The 20,879-nt window shown below is 45.2% G+C and carries 20 protein-coding genes and 1 pseudogene; 13 read left to right on the top strand and 8 right to left on the bottom strand.

Features of this window, described 5'->3' with window-relative positions; all coding sequences use genetic code 11:
- Positions 1–46: 46 nt before the first annotated feature.
- On the top strand, positions 47–1,963 hold the full coding sequence (locus SPUTW3181_RS17335; RefSeq protein WP_011790597.1) for a peptidase U32 family protein: 1,917 nt from the start codon (positions 47–49) through the stop codon (positions 1,961–1,963).
- 68 nt (positions 1,964–2,031) lie between these two features.
- Here SPUTW3181_RS17335 and SPUTW3181_RS17330 read toward each other — a convergent pair whose 3' ends face one another.
- Positions 2,032–4,272, bottom strand: a complete 2,241-nt coding sequence (locus SPUTW3181_RS17330) for a toxin-antitoxin system YwqK family antitoxin (RefSeq protein ID WP_011790596.1) — start codon at positions 4,270–4,272, stop codon at positions 2,032–2,034.
- Between the two features lie 151 nt (positions 4,273–4,423).
- On the opposite strand from SPUTW3181_RS17330, the gene SPUTW3181_RS17325 reads away from it, so the two are divergent.
- The gene (locus tag SPUTW3181_RS17325; protein WP_011790595.1) at positions 4,424–4,741 is read left to right on the top strand and encodes a cupin domain-containing protein; all 318 of its coding nucleotides are present in this window, start codon (positions 4,424–4,426) and stop codon (positions 4,739–4,741) included.
- A gap of 9 nt (positions 4,742–4,750) precedes the next feature.
- Here the strand turns inward: SPUTW3181_RS17325 and SPUTW3181_RS17320 are convergent, their stop codons facing one another.
- From SPUTW3181_RS17320 to SPUTW3181_RS21720, 4 genes are all read right to left on the bottom strand, one after another.
- Complete coding sequence (locus tag SPUTW3181_RS17320; protein ID WP_011790594.1) at positions 4,751–5,917, bottom strand: membrane dipeptidase; 1,167 nt, start codon at positions 5,915–5,917, stop codon at positions 4,751–4,753.
- 118 nt (positions 5,918–6,035) lie between these two features.
- Positions 6,036–6,482: a SufE family protein gene (locus tag SPUTW3181_RS17315; protein ID WP_011790593.1), complete on the bottom strand. Its 447-nt coding sequence runs from the start codon at positions 6,480–6,482 to the stop codon at positions 6,036–6,038.
- A gap of 74 nt (positions 6,483–6,556) precedes the next feature.
- On the bottom strand, positions 6,557–7,870 hold the full coding sequence (locus SPUTW3181_RS17310; protein ID WP_011790592.1) for an aminotransferase class V-fold PLP-dependent enzyme: 1,314 nt from the start codon (positions 7,868–7,870) through the stop codon (positions 6,557–6,559).
- A gap of 217 nt (positions 7,871–8,087) precedes the next feature.
- Complete coding sequence (locus tag SPUTW3181_RS21720; RefSeq protein WP_227498165.1) at positions 8,088–8,276, bottom strand: CbrC family protein; 189 nt, start codon at positions 8,274–8,276, stop codon at positions 8,088–8,090.
- Positions 8,277–8,342: 66 nt separating this feature from the next.
- On the opposite strand from SPUTW3181_RS21720, the gene SPUTW3181_RS17305 reads away from it, so the two are divergent.
- The 5 genes and pseudogenes from SPUTW3181_RS17305 to SPUTW3181_RS17285 all read left to right on the top strand — a co-directional run bounded on the left by SPUTW3181_RS17305 (position 8,343) and on the right by SPUTW3181_RS17285 (position 11,857).
- A complete protein-coding gene (locus SPUTW3181_RS17305) occupies positions 8,343–9,182 on the top strand; it encodes a MipA/OmpV family protein (protein ID WP_014609947.1) in 840 nt (279 codons plus the stop codon).
- 9 nt (positions 9,183–9,191) lie between these two features.
- The gene (locus SPUTW3181_RS17300) at positions 9,192–9,581 is read left to right on the top strand and encodes a DUF3019 domain-containing protein (protein WP_011790590.1); all 390 of its coding nucleotides are present in this window, start codon (positions 9,192–9,194) and stop codon (positions 9,579–9,581) included.
- A gap of 1 nt (position 9,582) precedes the next feature.
- Positions 9,583–10,278, top strand: a complete 696-nt coding sequence (locus tag SPUTW3181_RS17295) for a response regulator transcription factor (protein WP_011790589.1) — start codon at positions 9,583–9,585, stop codon at positions 10,276–10,278.
- Positions 10,279–10,319: 41 nt separating this feature from the next.
- Positions 10,320–10,556: pseudogene (locus SPUTW3181_RS17290) on the top strand (winged helix-turn-helix domain-containing protein); the annotation flags it as partial.
- Positions 10,557–10,561: 5 nt separating this feature from the next.
- Entirely contained in the window at positions 10,562–11,857 is a 1,296-nt protein-coding gene (locus tag SPUTW3181_RS17285) for an ATP-binding protein (RefSeq protein ID WP_011790587.1), read from the top strand.
- A gap of 115 nt (positions 11,858–11,972) precedes the next feature.
- On the opposite strand, the gene SPUTW3181_RS17280 is transcribed toward SPUTW3181_RS17285, so the two are convergent.
- The 3 genes from SPUTW3181_RS17280 to SPUTW3181_RS17270 form a co-directional block, all read right to left on the bottom strand.
- On the bottom strand, positions 11,973–12,431 hold the full coding sequence (locus SPUTW3181_RS17280) for a CC0125/CC1285 family lipoprotein (protein WP_011790586.1): 459 nt from the start codon (positions 12,429–12,431) through the stop codon (positions 11,973–11,975).
- Positions 12,432–12,452: 21 nt separating this feature from the next.
- Entirely contained in the window at positions 12,453–13,226 is a 774-nt protein-coding gene (ompV, locus tag SPUTW3181_RS17275) for an outer membrane protein OmpV (protein ID WP_011790585.1), read from the bottom strand.
- A gap of 233 nt (positions 13,227–13,459) precedes the next feature.
- On the bottom strand, positions 13,460–14,500 hold the full coding sequence (locus SPUTW3181_RS17270) for an NADP(H)-dependent aldo-keto reductase (protein WP_011790584.1): 1,041 nt from the start codon (positions 14,498–14,500) through the stop codon (positions 13,460–13,462).
- 454 nt (positions 14,501–14,954) lie between these two features.
- Here SPUTW3181_RS17270 and SPUTW3181_RS17265 point away from each other — a divergent pair, with 454 nt between their 5' ends.
- From SPUTW3181_RS17265 to nqrF, 6 genes are all read left to right on the top strand, one after another.
- Positions 14,955–16,325 (top strand): Na(+)-translocating NADH-quinone reductase subunit A, encoded by a 1,371-nt coding sequence (locus tag SPUTW3181_RS17265; protein ID WP_011790583.1) that lies wholly within the window; start codon positions 14,955–14,957, stop codon positions 16,323–16,325.
- Entirely contained in the window at positions 16,325–17,557 is a 1,233-nt protein-coding gene (locus SPUTW3181_RS17260; protein ID WP_011790582.1) for an NADH:ubiquinone reductase (Na(+)-transporting) subunit B, read from the top strand. Before SPUTW3181_RS17265 ends, SPUTW3181_RS17260 begins: the two co-directional genes overlap by 1 nt.
- Positions 17,547–18,341, top strand: a complete 795-nt coding sequence (locus SPUTW3181_RS17255; RefSeq protein WP_011790581.1) for a Na(+)-translocating NADH-quinone reductase subunit C — start codon at positions 17,547–17,549, stop codon at positions 18,339–18,341. The genes SPUTW3181_RS17260 and SPUTW3181_RS17255 overlap by 11 nt, the downstream gene beginning before the upstream one ends.
- Positions 18,338–18,958, top strand: coding sequence for an NADH:ubiquinone reductase (Na(+)-transporting) subunit D (locus SPUTW3181_RS17250; protein ID WP_011790580.1), 621 nt, complete (start codon positions 18,338–18,340; stop codon positions 18,956–18,958). The genes SPUTW3181_RS17255 and SPUTW3181_RS17250 overlap by 4 nt, the downstream gene beginning before the upstream one ends.
- A 9-nt stretch (positions 18,959–18,967) precedes the next feature.
- A complete protein-coding gene (nqrE, locus tag SPUTW3181_RS17245; protein ID WP_011790579.1) occupies positions 18,968–19,576 on the top strand; it encodes an NADH:ubiquinone reductase (Na(+)-transporting) subunit E in 609 nt (202 codons plus the stop codon).
- Between the two features lie 77 nt (positions 19,577–19,653).
- Positions 19,654–20,871 carry an NADH:ubiquinone reductase (Na(+)-transporting) subunit F gene (gene nqrF / locus SPUTW3181_RS17240; protein ID WP_014609952.1) on the top strand — a complete coding sequence of 406 codons (1,218 nt, stop codon included), beginning with the start codon at positions 19,654–19,656 and terminating at the stop codon, positions 20,869–20,871.
- Positions 20,872–20,879: the final 8 nt, after the last annotated feature.

Genomic DNA, 20,879 nt, shown 5'->3' with positions numbered 1-20,879 from the left:
TAATCACGCTCTTTTTTGTTCTTGATCATTTTGAGCCTGTGAAGCCATGAGCCAGCCAGAGATTTACACCCCTGAGAATCTTTCTCACGTTCATAACCGCCTCGAGTTATTGGCGCCAGCAAAAAATGCTGACTACGGTATCGAAGCCATACGCCATGGTGCCGACGCGGTTTATATCGGTGGCCCAGCATTTGGTGCTAGAGCAACGGCGGGTAACAGTGTTGAAGATATCGCGCGTCTGTGTACCTATGCTCACAAGTACCATGCTCAAGTGTTTGTCGCGCTTAATACTATCCTGATGGATAACGAACTGGCTGATGCTGAAAAACTGATTTGGCAATTGTATGAAGCCGGTGCCGATGCGCTGATTGTGCAGGACATGGGCGTATTGCAACTTAATTTACCACCGATTGCCTTGCATGCCAGTACTCAAATGGATAACCGCAGCCCTGAAAAGGTGGCGTTTTTAGAGCAAGTGGGATTTTCACAGGTTGTACTTGCCCGCGAACTTGGCCTAAGCCAGATCCGTGAAGTGGCGGCACATACTAATATGCAGCTTGAATTTTTTATTCACGGTGCGCTTTGCGTGGCCTACAGTGGGCTATGCAACTTAAGCCATGCTTTTAGTAATCGCAGTGCTAACCGCGGAGAATGTTCGCAAATGTGCCGTTTGCCGGGGAATTTAAAAACTCGTGCAGGGGATGTATTAGCGCAGAATGAGCATTTATTATCACTTAAAGACAATAACCAAACCGAAAACCTTGAAGCGCTAATTGATGCTGGTATTCGTTCATTTAAGATCGAAGGTCGCCTTAAGGATTTAAGTTACGTTAAAAACGTCACTGCCCACTATCGGCAAAAACTTGATGCGATTATGGCGCGTCGCCCAGAATTTGTGGCTTCATCCCATGGTCGTTGCGAGTACACTTTTACCCCAGATCCTGAAAAAACCTTTAACCGCGGCAGTACGGATTATTTTGTCCATGAACGTAGCCAAGGGATCAAAGATTTTCGCTCACCAAAATACATAGGCGAAGAAGTGGGTAAAGTGGTCAGCATAGGCAAAGACTTTATCCAAGTGAGTTCAACCCATGAGTTCAACAATGGTGATGGCTTAGCGTTTTTCCCCCTCAATTATGCCATGGCCAAACAGTCCGATGATAAACTCCAAGGCTTACGGGTCAATCGAGCAGAAGGGCTTAAGTTGCATATATTACAGGTGCCAAAGGACTTAAAGGTTGGGATGACGTTATACCGCAACCATAATCAAGCCTTCGAAACCTTACTCGCCAAGGAATCATCTAAACGTATTATTGGCGTGGATATGCGCTTGAGCGATACCACAGATGGACTTGCGTTGACCCTAACTGATACTTATGGGTTAAGCGCCAGCGTGAACTTAGTAGCCGAAAAAACACCTGCGACCGATATTGAAAAAACGCTGCAAACAACCCGCACTCAGCTTGGCAAACTCGGTAGTACTGACTTTGTTGCCCGCAGTATCAGTATCGATACGGCCCAAGCGTGGTTCTTACCAGCGTCAGTGCTTAATGGTTTGCGCCGTGATGCGGTTGCAGCGTTAGAAGTGGCTCGCGTGCAGGGATATATACGTCCAAAACCATGGAAATATAACCAAGATGCAGTTTATCCTGTTAAGCATTTGAGTTACTTAGGTAATGTCGCAAATCAAAAGGCGAAAGATTTTTATCAACGCCATGGTGTGATTGAAATTCAAGACACTTATGAGAAAAACGGTGTCACCGAAGATGTGCCCTTAATGATCACTAAGCATTGTTTGCGCTTTAACTTTAATCTTTGCCCTAAAGAAGTGCCGGGGATCAAAGCCGATCCTATGGTGCTCGAAATTGGTAACGATGTGCTTAAGTTGGTGTTCGACTGCCCTAAATGCGAAATGATGGTGGTCGGTGAAAACCGTCAAGTACGAGGGCTGAAGCAGATTTAATCCGTCATTTAACAGCCCCAAAATGTGGCCTCCACATTTTGGGGCTGTTAATGCGGGCTGATAATGACTTAGTTCAACACAATTGCACTGGTGTTGGTCGCTTGCTCAATCCGCTCACCGCTCATGGTGTAGGTTTCTGACAGTGCTATGCGGCCTTGTTCATCATATTGATTATGAATGCCAACCCAAAATTGTTCTTCTCCTCGAATTTGTAAATTCCCTTCTTCGGCGATATGGCTATTGGGATGGTAACGCTTCAAGGTATAAAGTTTGCTTTCATCGTCAAATTTTAAGTGATAAAAGAGCCTTAGGGTTTCTGTAGACCTTGTTGTAACCACTGGGGCGGCTTGATCTTGTGCAGGCTGGCCAGCAGTATCGCCATTACTCACATTTTTGGGGTTATCCCACTCTGCTTCGTCATCTTCTTGTGCGGTGGTATTTTCATCAATATCAAAGTAGTGGCGGCTTTCGATAAGTTGTCCTTGCTCATCTAGCCACACTTCTCGTAGGAGTTGTCCTTGAGGGGTGAAGCGTTGCCAGTGACCAAGATCAAGGTAGCGTTCTTCCGTGACTTGAATTGTGCCTGTTTCTAATATTGCGCCTTGTCTGGACAGTGACTTAGCACTAAACAAGTTGTCTTGAATACAGGTTAATAGCCAACGAATTGCACCATCCTCGTAGTATTCGATTCGTGTATCAGGGATCCCTTCTTGGTAATATTCACGTTGATTATTTTCAAGATGATAACCGCAGCGAGTATTGGAATGGCTTTGATAGGATTCGAGTATGCCTTGTTTATTATAGAAGCTGGACTCCTTAAGGTAGCCTTGGCCATCGCGCACTTCATATTCTGAAATAGTACGTATAGTGCCATCCTCATAAAACCACCGGGCGGTGCCGTCACGGTTGCCTTGGGTGTGTGGTAAATACATTTGCACTTGCTGATTTTCGTAGTATTCAATAAAGGGAGCGACCGAGAGATTGTTTTTATATTGACCTTCTGCCGACAACACACCGCTTTCGTAGTAGCTTTTAAATAAACCTTCCCTCAGGCCATTTTCTAAGTAAATCTCAAGGGCAAGTTGGCCATTTTCATGGTACCAATTGGCCATGCCTTGTTCTTTGCCATGTTCAAAATAGATTTTTTCTTCAAGTTGACCATTGGGATACCATTTTACATGCTCACCATGTAACTCACCTGTAGGATTAAATTGTTCACGCCAAGCTAATTGTCCACTCTCATAAAATTCTTCAAGGATTTTTCCTGTGCTATCGGCGCGCATTTTTTGTTTTAACACTCCATTGGGGTGATACCAAAATGCTTGGAATTCATAGCCTTGCTCGTAGTGGCGTTCAGCTTCTAGGGCACCATTGTCATAATATAAATATTCAATCCCATGGATTTGATCATTGATTAATGGGCGGGTGAGTTGGACATGCCCTGATTCATAAAATCGAGTTAATGTATTGATATATAAGCCATCACTATTGATTTCGGCCGTTTCACTTATCTTGCCATTTTCATGGTAACGCGTAATAAACATGCCATTAGGATGACGATCTTCGCTGTAATTAATGTTACCTGTATGGTGAAACCAAGTTTGTAACCCCACTTGCTGATCTTGAATAAAATGCCCTTCAAATAACAAGGTGCCAAGGGCGTCAAATTGGCGAGAAATACCATCGCGCTCACCAAAATAGTTAGATTCAACGACCTGAGTCAATTTAGGGTTTTGAGTAATAATTCTTAGGCGACGTATGCCTTGCTCGTCTTCTACTTCGTGGAAAGTACGCTGCAGTTTTCCGGTTAGGCTGGCGTGATCTTGGATATCACCACAAACGATAAAGTGCGCATCTATAGTAAAGTGGCTGATTAGTAAATCATCGATATTGTACAGTTCTACCTGCCATAACATCTTGTCTTGGTTGGGAATGACTGGAGTAATACTGCATACTTTTTCCTTGTTTAACCAAAAATATTGCTCCAGTGCATTAGCCTGATTATTGATTTCGAGCCGATCAAATTGAGTTGTATGGAAAGCGCAAGGTTCATTGGCGAACTCCCAGCCGAGAAGCTCAATTAATTGTGGAGAGTCATAATGATAGGTAGTGATCCCCCGCTCGGCATCCTGCTCCAGTGAGGTCGCAAGGGCTTCTGTTGCATGGATTTTTAAACTAAAGTGGCGACAAAAATATGGGGTTTCAATAGGAGGTTCTGCGGGTGTTACTTGTAGTAGAGTGCTTTGCTCGGCGCGATTATGTTCAGACGAATTAAAGAGTTTAGCTTTGAGCGCACGAAACAACGACATTGTGGGAAATCTCCATATCCATATGCAAAACAACATATTTATTTGATATAAGCTCATAGAAAATGAGTCTTACGCCGACCTATGATAGCGGTTTTGGATAGGGTTGCTCAATGCTTCAACGGGTAAAAGGCCGTTAAATAAAGGATAAAAAATGATTCAAAATTTTTTTAGTCACTTACCAGAGGCTTTATCCGCCGAGGTTTTTGAAAAACTGGCGGGCAATGATAGCGTGACGATTGAGCGTATTGTTTCCCATGGACAGTCAACCCCAGTTGGGCAATGGTATGATCAAACTCAATATGAGTGGGTGATGTTACTCAAAGGCGAGGCTACGCTCGAATTTGAACAAGGTGAAACCGTGACACTCACCACGGGCGATTATTTAACAATACAGCCACACCAAAAGCACCGTGTAGCCTCAACGTCGACGAGTTCAGAAACCCTGTGGCTAGCGGTATTTTATGATTAGGGGCTCTGATTAAATCAGGACTTGATTGAGCACTCTTTGCCAGTTACCACCCATAAAACGGTCGCGGTCGGTAGATTTAAAACGTGCCTTGGCTAGGGCATCGTCGATACGTTCCATGCGGTCGATATGGTTCAGTTCGGGAATGACGACATGTCTTGGTTCAGCATCAAATCCTAATACGTTTTTGGCTCGCAGGCTGTACCACCATTCTTGATATTCTTTTATGCCTTGGGCGTTGTCGTTACCGAGTGCCAGTAAGTTTTCTTGGCCACGGAGCGGAAAGTCATTAGCGATGGCCACACAGTCTACACCGCCGACACGCATAACGTATTCTAACTGACGGATGTAGTCATTTATGGTCGGCACAGGATTTGGTGTTAACCAAAAACTCATCATAAAGACGCCAAAAACACCTCCAGAATTCGCAATGGCGCGGATAACTTCATCGGGCGAACAGCGGGCATGATTGACTATCCCACGCGCCGCACCATGGCTTTGGACGACGGGTGACTTACTGATTTTGGCGACATCAAGAGCGGTTTGGGCGCTAGCGTGGCTCAGATCAACCAATATATTGCTGTGGTTGAGCTTTGCAATTAACTCTCGACCATGGGCAGTGAGTGGTTTATTCAGTCCGCCATTAGCATCATTATCTAATGCGCCCCCCGCGAAGGTATTGCCATAATGGTGGGTGAGTTGCAGGATACGTAGTCCTTGTTGATGAAATTCATCCAAGCGCGCCCATTGGTTGACATCGCTATCTTCCTCAACACAATCAGCTCCTTGAATTTGAAAATACACCGCAGTGCGTTTACTTTCCCTCGCAAGCTGAATATCTCGCCCAGTTAAACCTTGCAATAGGATATCGGGGTGATCGCTTACCCGTTTAGCGGCCAACTTAATACTTTCCATACAGGCTTTATAAGTACGCTTATAGTTTTGCGTACCATCGGGCAGTTGCAGGGTTTCAATGGCTGAAATATCGCAAAGATAGGCATCGAGTTTAGAGGCGGTAACATCAGCTAAGTCATCGGGGAGAAATGATAAACCATCAACATATAACCGCCTTGGGGCAGCCGCAAAGCTTGGAATGCTGGCGAGGGGACTTAACAGGGTTGCAGCGCCAAGACCTTTAAGAAGAGTGCGACGGTAGTGATTGACAGCCTGGTTGGGCATGCTCGATTCCTATCAATTAACGCAAATGTAACTTCTTTATACCCTATTTAGCGGGTCGAAGTCTTTGATTAAATCCCTTTTTTGGCGATTACAGCACTCAGTGTAGAAAACATTTATCTTATTGTGCAGCGTCTTTGATTGCTTTAGCGAGCGCATTCAGGCCATTAGTCCGCGATGGGCTCAGTTGACCTGCTAACCCTAATTGTTCGAAGTAAGCATGGGGATCAAATGCGTGGATCTCATCGCTAGTTTTTCCATGACAAGCACCAAGTAACAGCCCTATTAGTCCTTTTACAATGCGCGCGTCACTGTCGGCAAGGTAATAATGTCTTCCATGTTTTTCTCGGTGATAGAGCCAAGCATCACTTTCGCAGCCTTTTACTTGTGCTATATCGATGCGTAATTCAGTGCTTATGTTAGGCAATTCTTTTCCTAATAGCATGATTTGGCGATATCTTTCTTGCCAATTAGCGGCCTTGGTAAAACGCGCCAACAAGGTATCGGCATCTTGCACTAAATAGTGAAAATCGGCCTCGTTTGGTAGAGGTATGGTCGAATCTGTCATGGACTAAAATCCTGTTTAACGTCAGTTTGAACATCGAATGAGTGATGTGTGAATAAATAGCTAAATGTTGCTCGTTACAACAGCAAGTCTTTGACCGAGGCTAATGCGGCAATAAAGCGGTCAATATCGTCTTTATTCGTATAAATACCGATAGAAGCGCGGCAACAGCCCTTAAGATTGAGAGTGTGCATTAATGGCATGGCACAGTGATGGCCACAGCGCACGGCAATCCCTTGTTGATCCAGTAAAATTCCAATATCTTGATGATGTTCATCGGCGAGGTTAAAGGCAACCACGCCAATGTTGTTGTCAAAGGCGCCGTATAAATGCACCTCGCCGAGCGCGCGCAATTGGGTTTGTAAATACCTAAGTAGTTCAGCTTCATAGGCTTGAACCTGCGGTGTAAGCTCGGTTTGTAAAAAGGTAATGGCTGCGCCTAAGCCTATCACCTCGGCAATGGGTGGCGTGCCGGCTTCTAAGCGATTTGGCAGGTTGCCAAATTCTGTCGCTTCAAAGCTCACGCGCTTAATCATCTCACCGCCAGTTAACAGTGGTGTGAGCGTGTCTAATACGTCTAAACGACCATAAAGCACGCCAACGCCAGTGGGACCATACATTTTATGTCCTGAGAATACATAAAAATCGCAGTCGATTTCAGCCATATCCAGCGTTAAATGTGCCACGGCTTGCGCGCCGTCAACTAAGGTGATCGCCCCTTGTGCTTTCGCTAATTTAACTAACTGAGCCACGGGATTAACTGTGCCTAATACATTGGAAACATGGCAAAGTGCAACAATTTTAGGTTTTAATTTAAGCAAGGTTTGATAGGCGTTGATATCTAAACGGCAATCTTGCATCAGAGGGATAGGTTTAATGACAGCCCCCGTGCGTTTTGCTAGTTCCTGCCAAGGCACAATATTAGCGTGGTGGGCTGCAGTGTCGATAAGTATCACATCCCCTTTGCTTAAATGCGCTGTGAGTCCAAAGGCGACTAAGTTGATGGATTCTGTGGTGCCGTGGGTAAAAATGATTTCTTCGCGGTGTTTTGCCTTTAAAAACTGTTGCAATTGATCGCGCACTTTTTCATAGCTTAAGGTCGAACGCGCCGATAACTGATGCGCTGCACGGTGCACATTGGCATTGTCGTTGGTGTAAAACTGTGCCATGGCATCGAGTACCATTTGTGGCTTTTGGCTGGTGGCTGCGGTGTCGAGATAACATAGGGGATAGCCATCAAGCATTTGATTTAAGGCTGGGAATTGCGACCTAATCTGAGCATTGCGCTGTGTCGCCTCTAATGAACACTGTATGACAGTCGCTTCCCGCGTAGCATGGGACGTCGGATGATGAGTCACAGAGTTTGGTGTAAGCGATGCTGATTGAGTCATAGGTAAGATAAAAGGCAATGAAAAAGGCCAAAGGATCTTCTGTGATCTGTCCCTTTAATGCAAGTTTTAGCGAGCCAATCCACATCATCACTGATATGTGATGATGTATTTCCTGTGCTTGGCGTGTTAGCTCAATATTAGGGGTGAATTGTGCCCGCTATTTTTAATGGCTTATCTCTTATCTCTTATCTAGCTAAAATCCATGGTGAAAATAATTTTATGACAATGCCTGCTTCAATAAGCGATAGTCATCTATAAATGAGCCATTAAATTTTTTAGCAGCAGTGCCATCAGCGACGCACCATGGGCAGATAAAGTCGACTTTTTTAACGGCATAAATTGTGGATGTACAGGCGAATCCTGTGGCCTTACCGCAGGTGCCGCAAAAATGATACTGGTTGTGCAGTGACTGGCAATAAACTGTTGTAATATATGGTGCTAAATACCGACTAAAAATGTGAGTTCAATGGGCATGCGTATTCTTTGGTTTCTTGTGTTAACGCTGAGCATTCTTTCAGGAGCGGCTGCAGCATCGGATATTGCCAGCAGTGTTAACGGAGGTACTAATCGTCTTGCTGACGGCGGTGATTTTGAACTGGGCATGAGTGTTTACGGGATAAATCGAGTCGATGTTCGGCAAACGGATGATGGTGCTGCACAGTTGTCTTTGTTGATAAGTGGTATGTACCAGTACAAAGGGCTATTTGTTGAGATGATCCACCAATCTCAAGATGGCATTAATCTAGGGTTTAATCTTTGGAGCTCAGAGGATTGGTCTTTAGAGTTGCTGCTGGCTAATTTACAAAGTTCATGGTCTCGTCCTGATGTTGATCCCCGAACACTCGATGAAGCTGGCCGCAATGCTTATTTACTCTCGGAAGATTCTCTTTATATTGGCGCAGGTTTTCGTGCCACGCGTTATTGGGGCGATAACTACGTTTTCCAGTATAGATTAGTGTCTGATTACTACGATGACCAAGGGATTCAGAGTTCAGCTAGATTAGGCAAGTCTTGGCAAGTGCGTAATTGGAATTTTCACGTATTGGGGAGCGTCGGCTACTCATCCGCCACCTTAAATCGTTATCTTTTTGGGATCAGTAAGGAAGAAGCGACCGAACGCTTTCCTGAATATCAACCAAACAGTTCTTTTAGTTACGGTATGGAGGTGGGGGTTGCCTATCCTTTAAGTGAGAGTGTTGTCTTTCGAGCTATGTATCGCTTGAATCTGTTGTCCAAAGAAGTTACAGACAGTCCCCTAAATCAAGCCAGCTATGTCTCCTATTTTAATGCCTCTATTAGCTATGTGTTTTAGGGGGAGAGCATGAACCGATTGTATTTATGGTTAGCGTTAGTGATGCTGAGCACTTCCTTTGGTGTTTGCAGTCAGGATGATGCCGTTATTTTTACTGCGACCCCAGAACGCTGCATTGCGCTACATAAAGGGCAAACTTGCTATCAAGATGTGTTGTTTCGGTGGCAGACACCCGCGAGTGGTGAGTACTGTCTGATTTTGTCAGACCATGGACACCAGTTAACCTGCTGGACTGGCAAAGCGTTGCAAGAATACCAATATAGTTTTGAGGGGGATAAAACGGCCACTTTTAGTCTTATTCGTAATGATGATGTGCAACCGCTCGCGCAAGTCAAAGTGGTCGTGACATGGGTTTATAAGGCCCCTAAACAGAGTCAATCCGGCTGGAGGTTATTCTAACATGTCAGTTGCCAAGCACATCTTAGTCGTAGAAGACGATACCTCTCTGGCAGAGTGGATCAGTGATTATTTACTGGATCACGGTTACGAGGTGACGGTTGCCAGCCAAGGCGACTTTGCCTTAGAGATGATAGCCGATGAGACACCTGACTTAGTGCTACTCGACGTGATGATGCCCGTTAAAAATGGTTTCGATGTGTGTAAAGAGGCTAGGGCATTTTATGCAGGGCCTATTTTATTTATGACGGCTTGCGTTGAGGACGGCGATGAAATCCGCGGGTTAGATGCTGGGGCTGATGATTACCTGACGAAACCGATCCGGCCACAGGTATTGTTGGCGCGAATAAAAGCCCTATTACGCCGCGTGGGTGATGAGGAACAAAAGCTGCAATTAGTGTTTGATTCTTTAGTGTTAAATGCGACGGCAAAATCAGTCACTATTGATAAACAGCCGCTGGATTTGAATGCCAATGAGTTTGATGTCTTGTGGCTGCTCGCATTGAAAGCGGGCACGATAGTGAGTCGCAATGAGTTGGTGGCTCAACTGCGGGGCATTGAATACGATGGTTTGGATCGTTCGATTGATATCCGTATATCACGCTTACGCAAGAAATTGCAGGATGCGTTGAGTCAGCCCTATAAAGTCAAAACCATTCGTGGCAAGGGATATTTATTTTGCCGCGATGAGGTTGAGTAAGCGTTATGAAGAAGTTGATGGCTTCGCTCGTGCTGGTGGTGCTGAATGCCAATGAGTTTGATGTCTTGTGGCTGCTCGCATTGAAAGCGGGCACGATAGTGAGTCGCAATGAGTTGGTGGCTCAACTGCGGGGCATTGAATACGATGGTTTGGATCGTTCGATTGATATCCGTATATCACGCTTACGCAAGAAATTGCAGGATGCGTTGAGTCAGCCCTATAAAGTCAAAACCATTCGTGGCAAGGGATATTTATTTTGCCGCGATGAGGTTGAGTAAGCGTTATGAAGAAGTTGATGGCTTCGCTCGTGCTGGTGGTGCTAGTCGCCATTGCGAGTTTAGGTTGGTCGATAAGTGAGTTTGCAACACTTGTTGATTCTGATAATAAAACGCCTAGTCCAGCAACTCACCTTGCGGCATTAAAGCTACTGGGCGGTTCACTGGCACAGACGTTAGATAATGATCCCTTGCCCAATAATGCGTTTATAGATAACTGGAATCAGCGAAATGCAGATCAATTGTCTTTGGTGAATGAGGCGGATTTCGTCTTACCCTCAGCCCTAAAGACAGAGTTTTATTCAGGGGAATCATTACTGCTGGAGTCCGATGATGGCATCTCTTTGCATTATTTATTGCCTAAAACGGGTCAGGTGCTGAATATCAATACCCAGATAGTGACGCCCGCCGATGTGAGTTTTAACGCGAATAAGCTGTATACCATGCTTTTTTATGGCGGTGTGGTGGTGATTTTGTTGGTGTGGGTGTCTCCTTTAATCCGCCAACTGGTTAATCTCAGTAAAGCGACTCAAGCATTTGGTATGGGGGAGCTACAGCAGCGAATTCCTGTCAGTAAAACATCGTACATAGGTGCAATTGAAAGTGAATTTAATCGCATGGCCGATCGTATTCAACAATTGATCGATGACAATAAATTGCTTAGCCGGGCAGTTTCCCATGATTTAAAAACGCCAATAGCACGGCTCAGATTTGGTATTGCGGCGTTAGAAGAAACCCAAAGCGAACAGCTTAGGGTGAAGTATTTCCAACGATTGAACCGCGATCTGGACACAATGGAAGACTTGGTGATGACACTGCTCAGTTATGCCCGCCTTGATGAGGCGAATATCCAACCTGATTGGCAGCCTATTGAGCTTAATACTTGGTTGTTGGAAAAGTATCAAGGCCAAGTATATCCAGGATTTTCAGTGGAACTCATTACCAGCCCAACTCCGCTGAACATCAAAACAGATCCTAAGTATTTATCAATGCAGGTGAACAATTTACTCAATAATGCGCTGCGTTTTGGTCGTGCCAACATCCGGCTGATGTTGGCATTGGAAGATGGGATTGGGTGGTTACACGTTGACGATGATGGCCCTGGCATAGATGAACAGGAATCTACTCAAGTGATTAAACCTTTTGTGCGTGGTCAGCACAGTCGCGGAAATTCCGGTCATGGTATGGGCTTGGCGATTGTCGATAGAATTGGTTGTTGGATGGGGTCCAAATTGTGTATTGGCCGCTCTCCTGACTTGGGTGGTGCTCGTATGTCATTGAGGTTTACATTGAGGAATAATTGACTCGCTGAATATATGTATAAATGTTGCTGATATTATTAATAAAAAAGTGCATCAGCAAGTATGTAAACTGATGCACTTTTTAGCTATCCATTCGTTATCCGAGATCTACGAGCAATTAACTTTTCACATTGATATGGCTAAGTATGTAATCTGTCTCGTAGATGCGGGAACTCGCATTTTCGGGTTTGCTAGGTAAACCTGTGACTTCGACCATGACAGACGTTTCTTGATTCATCGTCGACGTTCCCCACATGATGTCATCACGGCTGTTTTTTCCCACACCGAACTGACCCACTGCATCACGATCCGTTTGTTCGCGAGTGAATGTAAAATAGGCATAACCCGCCTGTTTACATAACTCGGCCGATTTACGCATAACGTATTTACGAGCCAATGCGCGGTCAGTGTTGGTATTGCCAACAAAGCTAATCTGCCAGCTATCGGATGCAATTTGTACGGTTTCAAACCCTTTACCGAAAGACCAAAAGTGTTTTTCGGTATCGTAGGACGTGGCACAAGCTGAAAGCATCAGAGCTAGCCCGGTACATATAAACATTTTTCTGATGAGTATCATGATCTTGTCTCATAAAGTGGTTTAGAAGCTATAGGTCACGCCAAGGGTGGTAACCCACTGGTTGTTACTGTCTATTAGCGGAGAGTCAGCCATATTGGCACCTATGTGCGAGTAACCAGTGGTTTGAGTGATATCTAAATGTTTAGTGACTGGGATAACCAAAGCGTAACCTAGCTTATATGCAAAGGTACCGTCGGCTTGATAGGCAGGGCGAAACGCCGTTGCTTCAGATGACGTCACACCTGTGTAGTAGTTTGCAAAATCTTTACTGAAATAGTGCACACCCGCATAAGGCACCAGATCACCGAAGCCAAGATTGATTGGATGGTAATAGGTGATATCAGCCTGAAAACCATTATAGACACCCGTTACATCGTGTTGGAATTTGGATGATAGCGTGCCATTTCCTAAATGAAGGTCGGCGTTTAACCCCAAATCACCACTGAATTTGCGATCCTTCATGCCCGTTAAAATATCGGCATCATCGGCATCAAAGCCGGGATTCGCGACCATAAAAACGCTGAAATTGACGGTACTATCGTTATTGCCTAAAAAACGGTAGTTGATGCCGGACAGATCGGCGTTAAAGTCTTCACCGTGGTAGCCGCCATTGAGGTAGGCACCAGTTTGGTGATCTTGACCCTTATAGAACTTACTGCCTGTTGCAACTCCTGCACCCGCAAAAAACTGATCCTGATGGCTATAAATATTACCGTTGCGTATGTAGGTATTGCCTTCAGCAAGGGCATGGCTTGACATCAAAATGGTTGTGATTACAAAGCAAAGTTTTTTCATTTTTAGATCCTTATGACATCTGTCTAGTGACTGTGGCGACACTATATTTCAGATATGAATAGGACTCTGTATCCGAATGTAACCTAGAAAAGGTTATCAATGGCACTTTGCTAAACAGAGGAATAGTGTGCAGGAAAGTAGTGTTAGGGAATGCAAGAACATTAATGTCAATCAGTAGCATCAGGCACATTTTCCTGATGCTACTCCTCTAGCATTCCGCTCACTTTATCTGACTAAGGGCAGGGTAATCTAAATTGATCGGACAGTTGGTTTAATCGCACTAATAGCTCTGGCGATAAGGTAACTTTTAAACTGTCGATATTTTCTTTCAGTTGATACAAGTCGGTGGCGCCTATGATATTGGAGCCGACAAACTTACGTGAGTTAACAAAAGCTAACGCCATTTGGGCGGGTGTGAGTTTGAACTCGCGGGCCAAATCGACATAGGCCTTTGTGGCATCCAGTGCCATTTGTGAACCAGTATAGCGGGCGAAACGCTTAAACAAGGTCAGGCGCGCGCCTTCAGGCCATTGGTCGTTGCAATATTTTCCCGTCAAGGCACCAAAGGCCAGCGGCGAATAGGCAAGTAGTGGCAATTCTTCACGGTGGCTGATTTCGCTCATGCCGACTTCAAAACTGCGATTAAGCAAGTTATAGGGATTTTGCACACTTACAATACGCGGCAAGCCGTGTTTTTCGGCGAGTTGCAGGTACTTCATTAAACCCCATGGCGTTTCGTTCGACACTCCTATATAGCGTACTTTACCTTGGCGGATCACTTCGGCGAGCGCTTCTAAGGTTTCGAGGATCGGGGTTTGATGCTCATGATCTTGCTCGTCGTAAAACAGTTCACCAAAAAAGTTAGTATTACGGTCAGGCCAATGGAGTTGATAAAGGTCGATAGTGTCTATTTGGAGGCGTGCTAAAGAGGCGTCAACCGCTTGATGGATGTTGTTCCAGTCCAGCGCCATATTTTTGCGAATGTAATCACTTTTACCACCCGGTGCAGCAATTTTAGTGGCGATAACGAGGTCGTCTCGGTTACCGCGGGCCTTGATATATTGCCCAAGGATACGCTCGGTTTCCCCCTGGGTTTCTGGCTTAGGTGGTACGGGATACATTTCTGCGGTGTCGATGAAATTAATGCCATTTCCTATGGCGTAGTCTAGCTGTGCAAACGCTTCGGCTTGGGTATTTTGTTCGCCCCAAGTCATAGTGCCTAAACAAATTTTACTGACTTCAAGATTAGAATGCGGTATGCGTCTGTATTCCATCTATTTCTCCTACGGAAACTCTCTTAGTTTGAGGCTACCAAGCTTTTGCTGTAAAGCAAAGGTTAAACCATAGGTTGAAATGTTAGTGCGCTAAAAATAGCCAACAAGCAGAGCCGTGTTTACCTAGGTTAATGCATACCATTGGTTGAAGTTTGTTCTTTGAGTGTCAGTTTTCGTCCTTTTGTCATTAAATTGTGCTGAAATCTCAATTTTTGCTTATTTATGAGAATCTTAGTGATGACTAAAACAGCAATACTGTATTTATGTACGAGTTGTTATAAAACTACATTTCAGGGCTTGCATTGGGGCTGGATGTGAATCTGCGTCACGCAATCATTTAAATTTACGTATCTAACTTACGAATTTGCCGAGGAATGTGACGCCAATATCGGATTCTTTGTTAACAAACCTGTACCCTAAAGTATCTAAAAATTTTTTATGGTTGATATTTGTGATGGCAGATTTTTCAAACCAAATAATAACGATCAAAAAAGGCCTCGACTTGCCGATAGCGGGCGAGCCTAGGCAGATCATCGAATCCGGTAATAAGCCATCCCAAGTGGCCATACTGGGCGAGGAATATGTTGGCTTAAAACCGACTATGTTGGTTGAGGTCGGCGATAAGGTCAAAAAGGGCCAACCTTTGTTTGAAGATAAAAAAACAAAGGGAGTCTTATTTACCGCCCCCGCCAGTGGTGAAATTGTCGCGATTAATCGCGGGGATCGCCGAGTGCTGCAATCCGTAGTGATTGGTTGCGATGGATTAGATGTAAATGAGCAGATCCGTTTTGATATTCTCCCTGATGTGATCTCGTTATCGCGCCAAGTCGTTCAAGATCAACTCGTGAGCAGTGGTCTATGGACAGCGCTTCGCACCCGTCCTTTTTCAAGAGTGCCAGCCTTAGATAGCCAGCCTGCAGGTATATTTGTCACCGCAATAGATACTAATCCACTTGCCGCCGATCCCCGTTTGATTATTGCAGAACAGCTTGAAGCCTTTAAAACTGGCTTACAGGTGTTGACTCGCTTAACCGAAGGCAAGGTTTATCTATGTCAGGATAAGGGTGATGCCATTGCCTGTGATGTTTCACCCAATCTTGAAATTCGCCGTTTTACAGGTGTGCATCCAGCGGGGCTAGCGGGTACCCATATCCACTTCACTTTACCTGTGAGCTTAGAGCGTCAGGTATGGCATATCGGCTATCAGGATGTGATTGCCTACGGCAAGTTATTCCAAACCGGTGAGTTGTATACCGACCGCATCATCGCCTTAGGTGGCCCAAGCGTACTGAATCCACGTTTACTGCGGACTCAGCTTGGTGCTGAGTTAAGCGTGCTTGTAGCTGATGAGATTAAACCCGGTAATAACCGTGTGGTATCAGGCTCTGTGTTATCTGGCCATACTGCTGCGGGTGTACATGACTTTTTAGGCCGATTCCATAACCAAGTGTCAGTATTGGCAGAAGATGCACAGCATCAAGTGCTCCCTTGGGTTCGTGGTGGTTCGGATAAATTCTCTATCACTCGGGCTGTCACCTCTCGATTATTTGGTGCTTCTAAACGGTTTGAGTTTACGACCCATCAAGGTGGCTCACAGCGTGCGATGATGGCCTTTGGTCAATTAGATCGCGTGATGCCGCTGGATATTTTGCCTACTTTACTGGTTCGCGACTTAGTGGTGCGTGATACCGATGAGGCGCAGGCATTAGGTGCATTAGAGTTAGATGAAGAAGATTTGGCGTTATGTACCTTTGTATGTCCCGGCAAATATGACTTTGGTAAAGAATTGCGTGCCTGTCTAGATGTTATTGAGAGGGAAGGTTAATGACCAAGCAAGTTAAAAAACCTGATTTACAGGACGCCCCAGATTTACAACAAGAGTACTACGCAACGGGTAAGTCGATGAAAGGCTTTTTGCGCTCATTGGTTATTGCCAGTGGTCGCAGCACTAAGGGGCAAGTACATGTACGTGACGCAATTGACGTAAAACGTACTATGACCTTAGTCGGCCTTTGTTTACTACCTGCCATTTTATTTGGTTTATATAACGTAGGCTTACAGGCTCAGATTGCGCTCTCTACAGGATTAACCACACCTGATACTTGGAAGCTTATTATCTTTAATAGCCTTTCAGGAGGGTTAAGCGAGCAAACTGGGGTGGTGGGCTTATTTCTCTATGGCCTAAGTTTCTATTTACCCATCTATCTCACCGCATTGCTAACCAGTTTATTTTGGGAAGTAGTGTTTGCGCGGGTTCGTGGTCAAGAATTACACGAAGGCTTCTTCGTGACAGCGCTATTGTTCACCTTAATCTTACCCGTATCAACACCACTATGGCTGGTGGCCATGGGGATTTGCTTCGGTGTTGTTGTGGCTAAGGAGCTATTTGGTGGTATGGGATATAACTTCCTAAACCCTGCACTGGCGGGCCTTGCCTTTATTTACTTTGCCTATCCATCTGAAGTGTCTACCGTAAAACAGTTAGTGGCCGTTGATGGTTTTGCCGGCGCAACGGCGCTGGCACAAACCGCAGCGGGCAAACTGAGTTTTGCCGATTACTCTTGGTTTAGCGCCTTTAGCGATCCTAACTGGTGGAACAACTTTTTTGGTTTTACCGTGGGTGCCATTGGTGAAACCAGCACCTTAGCGATTTTAATCGGCGGGGCATTCCTGCTGATCAGCCGTTTAGCCGATTGGCGTATTGTTGCTGGTGTAATGCTTGGCATGATAGCCACCGCAAGCCTGTGTAATTTGATTGGTTCTAACAGCAACCAAATGATGGCAATGCCATGGACTTGGCATCTTGTGACGGGTGGTTTTGCGTTGGCGATGATGTTTATGGCGACTGACCCCGTAACGACTTCTTACACTCGTCCAGGCAAATATATTTACGGTGCCTTGATTGGGTTTATGACTGTGCTTATCCGTGTCGCGAACCCCAAAATGGCAGAGGGCGTGATGTTAGCGATTCTGTTTGCCAACCTTTGGGCGCCGTTGTTCGATTATCTGGTGGCCCGCGCCAACATCAAACGGAGATTAAAACGTCATGGTATTTAAGAAAGATACAGTGGTGGGGACCATGATCTTCACCATTACGCTCTGCCTTTTGTGTTCCTTTATGATCACTGGTACCGCAGGCATATTGAAAGAGCGCAAATTAGCGAAAAAACGTGACGAAGTGCAGCGTTATGTGCTGATGGCTGCCGATGTTAACTTAGGCCAAGGTAATGAGTTTAGAGAGATTTTTGCTAAATCGGTTAAACCGTTATTGATCAATCTAGACACAGGTAAGGTGGATTCTGACGCTAACGTGCTTGATTTTGACGAGCGTATGGCCGCCATCAATCCTGAGACCTCAAGTACGCCGAAAAAAGATATCGCCAAGATTAAAACCCGTGCGAACGATGCCCGAGTATTTAAAGTGTTCGATGACAGCGGCAAATTATCCAGCGTAGTCGTGCCCTTCTACGGTAAAGGACTATGGTCGATGATCTACGGTTATGTGGCAGTTGAACCCGATTTCAACACCATTAAAGGGCTCGTCGTGTACGAGCACGGTGAAACACCTGGAATTGGTGACTTTGTGACGGATCCTGCTTGGTTAAACCAATGGAAGAATAAGCAATTATTTGATGAAAAAGGCAAATTTGCGATACGTCTTGTAAAAGGTGGCGTTAAAGAAGGCGATGTTCACGGTGTGGATGCGGTAAGTGGCGCGACCATGACTGGCCGAGGTGTGCAGCGTGCAATGGAGTTTTGGTTTGGTGTTGAGGGTTTCCAGACCTTCTTTAACCAGTTAAAGACGTCAGCGGTGCAAGGTGAGTTTGGGGGTGAAAAATGAGCAATACTTTATCCATGCGTGACATGTTAACGGGGCCAGTGTTTGCCAATAACCCTGTTGCTATGCAAGTGCTTGGCGTATGTTCTGCCTTAGCCGTCAGTAACTCAATGCAAACGGCCCTAGTGATGACACTGGCGGTGACCTTTGTATTGGTGTTCTCTAACCTGATTATTTCGACCATCCGTAGTTTTATTCCCAACAGTGTGCGCATTATTGCCCAGATGACGGTTATTGCTTCTTTAGTGATTATTGTTGATATGGTTTTGCAAGATATAGCCTATGAATTATCTAAGCAACTATCTGTATTTGTTGGGTTAATTATTACTAACTGCATCATTATGGGCCGTGCAGAAGCCTTTGCGATGAAGTATCCACCGCACTTGGCGATTGTCGACGCTTTAGGTAATGCAATGGGTTATGGCTTGGTTTTATTAAGTGTCGCTTTTGTACGTGAACTCTTTGGCACGGGTAATTTATTTGGTCATAGCGTGTTTACCACCATCGAAAACGGCGGTTGGTATTTGCCGAACGAAATGTTTAAGTTACCACCGAGCGCCTTCTTCCTGATCGGTGCGCTGATCTGGACTATTAATGTGATCCAGCGGAAACGGGGTTAAGGAGCAGATATGGAACACTATATTAATCTATTTTTGCAGGCCGCTTTTATTGACAACATGGCGCTGTCGTTCTTTTTGGGCATGTGTACTTTCTTGGCAGTTTCTAAAAAGGTGTCTACTGCTTTTGGTTTAGGCGTTGCAGTGATTGTGGTGATGACCTTGGCCGTCCCGTTAAATCAACTGATTTATGTCAAAGTGCTAGCACCCGGCGCACTGTCTTGGGCGGGGCTCGCGACGATTGATTTAAGCTATCTGCAATTAATCACGTTTATCGGTGTGATCGCCGCTTTAGTGCAAATCTTAGAAATGTTTTTGGATAAGTACATTCCTAGCCTGTATGACTCGCTCGGGATCTTCTTGCCACTTCTCACCGTAAACTGTGCGATTTTTGCAGGGGTGATTTTTATGGCAAACCGTGATTACAACTTTACCGAATCGGCCGTATTTGCCATGGGCTCAGGCCTTGGTTGGGCGCTGGCGATTGTGATGCTAGCGGGGCTGCGTGAAAGAATGAAATTTCATGCAATCCCTGAAGGGTTACAAGGCATTGGCATCACCTTTATTACGACAGGCTTGATGGCACTTGGGTTTATGTCTTTCTCAGGGATCTCGCTTTAAAGATACTGTAGGCGAGCCATTAGCTGAGAAAGTGAAACCACATTCTTTTTAGAAAAGAGCTAGAAAAGGGTTATACGATGGAAATGGCAATTGGCATAGGCATGTTCACGCTAGTGGTCTGTTTGTTGGTGATAGTGATCCTTATCGCCAAAAAGAAATTAGTCACAAGTGGTGAAGTGACAATCGGCATCAATGATGATGCCGAAAGAAGCATTAAAGTTGCAGCGGGCGACAAGCTACTGGGCGCCTTAGCGAGTCAAAGTATTTTTATTCCGTCTGCCTGTGGTGGTGGCGGAACTTGTGGTCAGTGCCGAGTGAAAATCAAATCCGGCGGTGGTGATATCTTACCGACTGAGATGGGCCATATTACCAAAAAAGAGGCTAAAGAAGGTTGTCGTCTTGCCTGCCAAGTCGCGGTGAAAACTGATATGGAGCTTGAGCTTGACGAAGAAATCTTTGGGGTGAAAAAGTGGCAGTGTGAAGTGATTTCTAACGATAACAAAGCCACCTTTATCAAAGAATTGCTGCTTAAATTGCCCGAAGGTGAAGATGTTCACTTTAAAGCGGGAGGGTATATTCAGATTGAAGCGCCTGCCCATGTGGTGAAATACGCCGACTTTGATATTCCTGAAAAATACCGCGGTGATTGGGATAAATACGGTTTGTTTGACATCGTTTCTACCGTGAATGAGGATGTGTTGCGTGCCTACTCTATGGCCAACTATCCCGATGAAAAGGGCCGCATTATGTTGAACGTGCGGATTGCGACACCACCATCGGCCAATGTACCAGCGGGTAAGATGTCGTCCTATATCTTTAATCTTAAAGCCGGCGATAAAGTGACGATTTCAGGCCCATTTGGTGAGTTCTTTGTGAAAGAAACCGATGCGGAAATGGTGTTTATCGGCGGCGGTGCGGGCATGGCGCCGATGCGCTCACATATTTTCGATCAACTTAAAAGCAAGAAAACCAAACGTAAAATGAGCTTCTGGTACGGTGCACGCTCAACCCGTGAAGTGTTTTACCAAGCAGATTTTGATGCTTTAGCGGCCGAGAATGACAACTTCGTTTGGCATGTGGCGTTATCAGAGCCATTGCCCGAGGATAATTGGACGGGTTATACTGGCTTTATCCATAATGTGATTTATGAGAATTATCTTAAAAATCATAAAGCGCCAGAGGATTGTGAGTACTATATGTGTGGGCCTCCAATCATGAACTCTTCAGTGATTAAGATGCTTGAAAGCCTAGGCGTTGAGCCAGAAAATATTCTACTCGATGACTTTGGTGATTAACACTTAAG

The organism is Shewanella sp. W3-18-1, from assembly GCF_000015185.1.
GTDB classification, from domain to species: domain Bacteria; phylum Pseudomonadota; class Gammaproteobacteria; order Enterobacterales; family Shewanellaceae; genus Shewanella; species Shewanella putrefaciens.
This window is presented reverse-complemented; position numbering and strand designations above follow the sequence as displayed.

What these genes read in the sequence shown, in the direction of transcription:
- SPUTW3181_RS17325 (WP_011790595.1), top strand. Translation starts at nt 4,424, where the DNA reads ATGATTCAAAATTTTTTTAGTCACTTACCAGAGGCTTTATCCGCCGAG.
- SPUTW3181_RS17280 (WP_011790586.1), bottom strand. Translation starts at nt 12,431, where the DNA reads ATGATACTCATCAGAAAAATGTTTATATGTACCGGGCTAGCTCTGATG.
- SPUTW3181_RS17300 (WP_011790590.1), top strand. Translation starts at nt 9,192, where the DNA reads ATGAACCGATTGTATTTATGGTTAGCGTTAGTGATGCTGAGCACTTCC.
- SPUTW3181_RS17255 (WP_011790581.1), top strand. Translation starts at nt 17,547, where the DNA reads ATGGTATTTAAGAAAGATACAGTGGTGGGGACCATGATCTTCACCATT.
- SPUTW3181_RS17320 (WP_011790594.1), bottom strand. Translation starts at nt 5,917, where the DNA reads ATGCCCAACCAGGCTGTCAATCACTACCGTCGCACTCTTCTTAAAGGT.
- SPUTW3181_RS17250 (WP_011790580.1), top strand. Translation starts at nt 18,338, where the DNA reads ATGAGCAATACTTTATCCATGCGTGACATGTTAACGGGGCCAGTGTTT.
- SPUTW3181_RS17305 (WP_014609947.1), top strand. Translation starts at nt 8,343, where the DNA reads ATGCGTATTCTTTGGTTTCTTGTGTTAACGCTGAGCATTCTTTCAGGA.
- ompV (WP_011790585.1), bottom strand. Translation starts at nt 13,226, where the DNA reads ATGAAAAAACTTTGCTTTGTAATCACAACCATTTTGATGTCAAGCCAT.
- SPUTW3181_RS17330 (WP_011790596.1), bottom strand. Translation starts at nt 4,272, where the DNA reads ATGTCGTTGTTTCGTGCGCTCAAAGCTAAACTCTTTAATTCGTCTGAA.
- SPUTW3181_RS17285 (WP_011790587.1), top strand. Translation starts at nt 10,562, where the DNA reads ATGAAGAAGTTGATGGCTTCGCTCGTGCTGGTGGTGCTAGTCGCCATT.
- SPUTW3181_RS17265 (WP_011790583.1), top strand. Translation starts at nt 14,955, where the DNA reads ATGGCAGATTTTTCAAACCAAATAATAACGATCAAAAAAGGCCTCGAC.
- SPUTW3181_RS17315 (WP_011790593.1), bottom strand. Translation starts at nt 6,482, where the DNA reads ATGACAGATTCGACCATACCTCTACCAAACGAGGCCGATTTTCACTAT.
- SPUTW3181_RS17270 (WP_011790584.1), bottom strand. Translation starts at nt 14,500, where the DNA reads ATGGAATACAGACGCATACCGCATTCTAATCTTGAAGTCAGTAAAATT.
- nqrE (WP_011790579.1), top strand. Translation starts at nt 18,968, where the DNA reads ATGGAACACTATATTAATCTATTTTTGCAGGCCGCTTTTATTGACAAC.
- SPUTW3181_RS17260 (WP_011790582.1), top strand. Translation starts at nt 16,325, where the DNA reads ATGACCAAGCAAGTTAAAAAACCTGATTTACAGGACGCCCCAGATTTA.
- SPUTW3181_RS17335 (WP_011790597.1), top strand. Translation starts at nt 47, where the DNA reads ATGAGCCAGCCAGAGATTTACACCCCTGAGAATCTTTCTCACGTTCAT.
- SPUTW3181_RS17310 (WP_011790592.1), bottom strand. Translation starts at nt 7,870, where the DNA reads ATGACTCAATCAGCATCGCTTACACCAAACTCTGTGACTCATCATCCG.
- nqrF (WP_014609952.1), top strand. Translation starts at nt 19,654, where the DNA reads ATGGAAATGGCAATTGGCATAGGCATGTTCACGCTAGTGGTCTGTTTG.
- SPUTW3181_RS17295 (WP_011790589.1), top strand. Translation starts at nt 9,583, where the DNA reads ATGTCAGTTGCCAAGCACATCTTAGTCGTAGAAGACGATACCTCTCTG.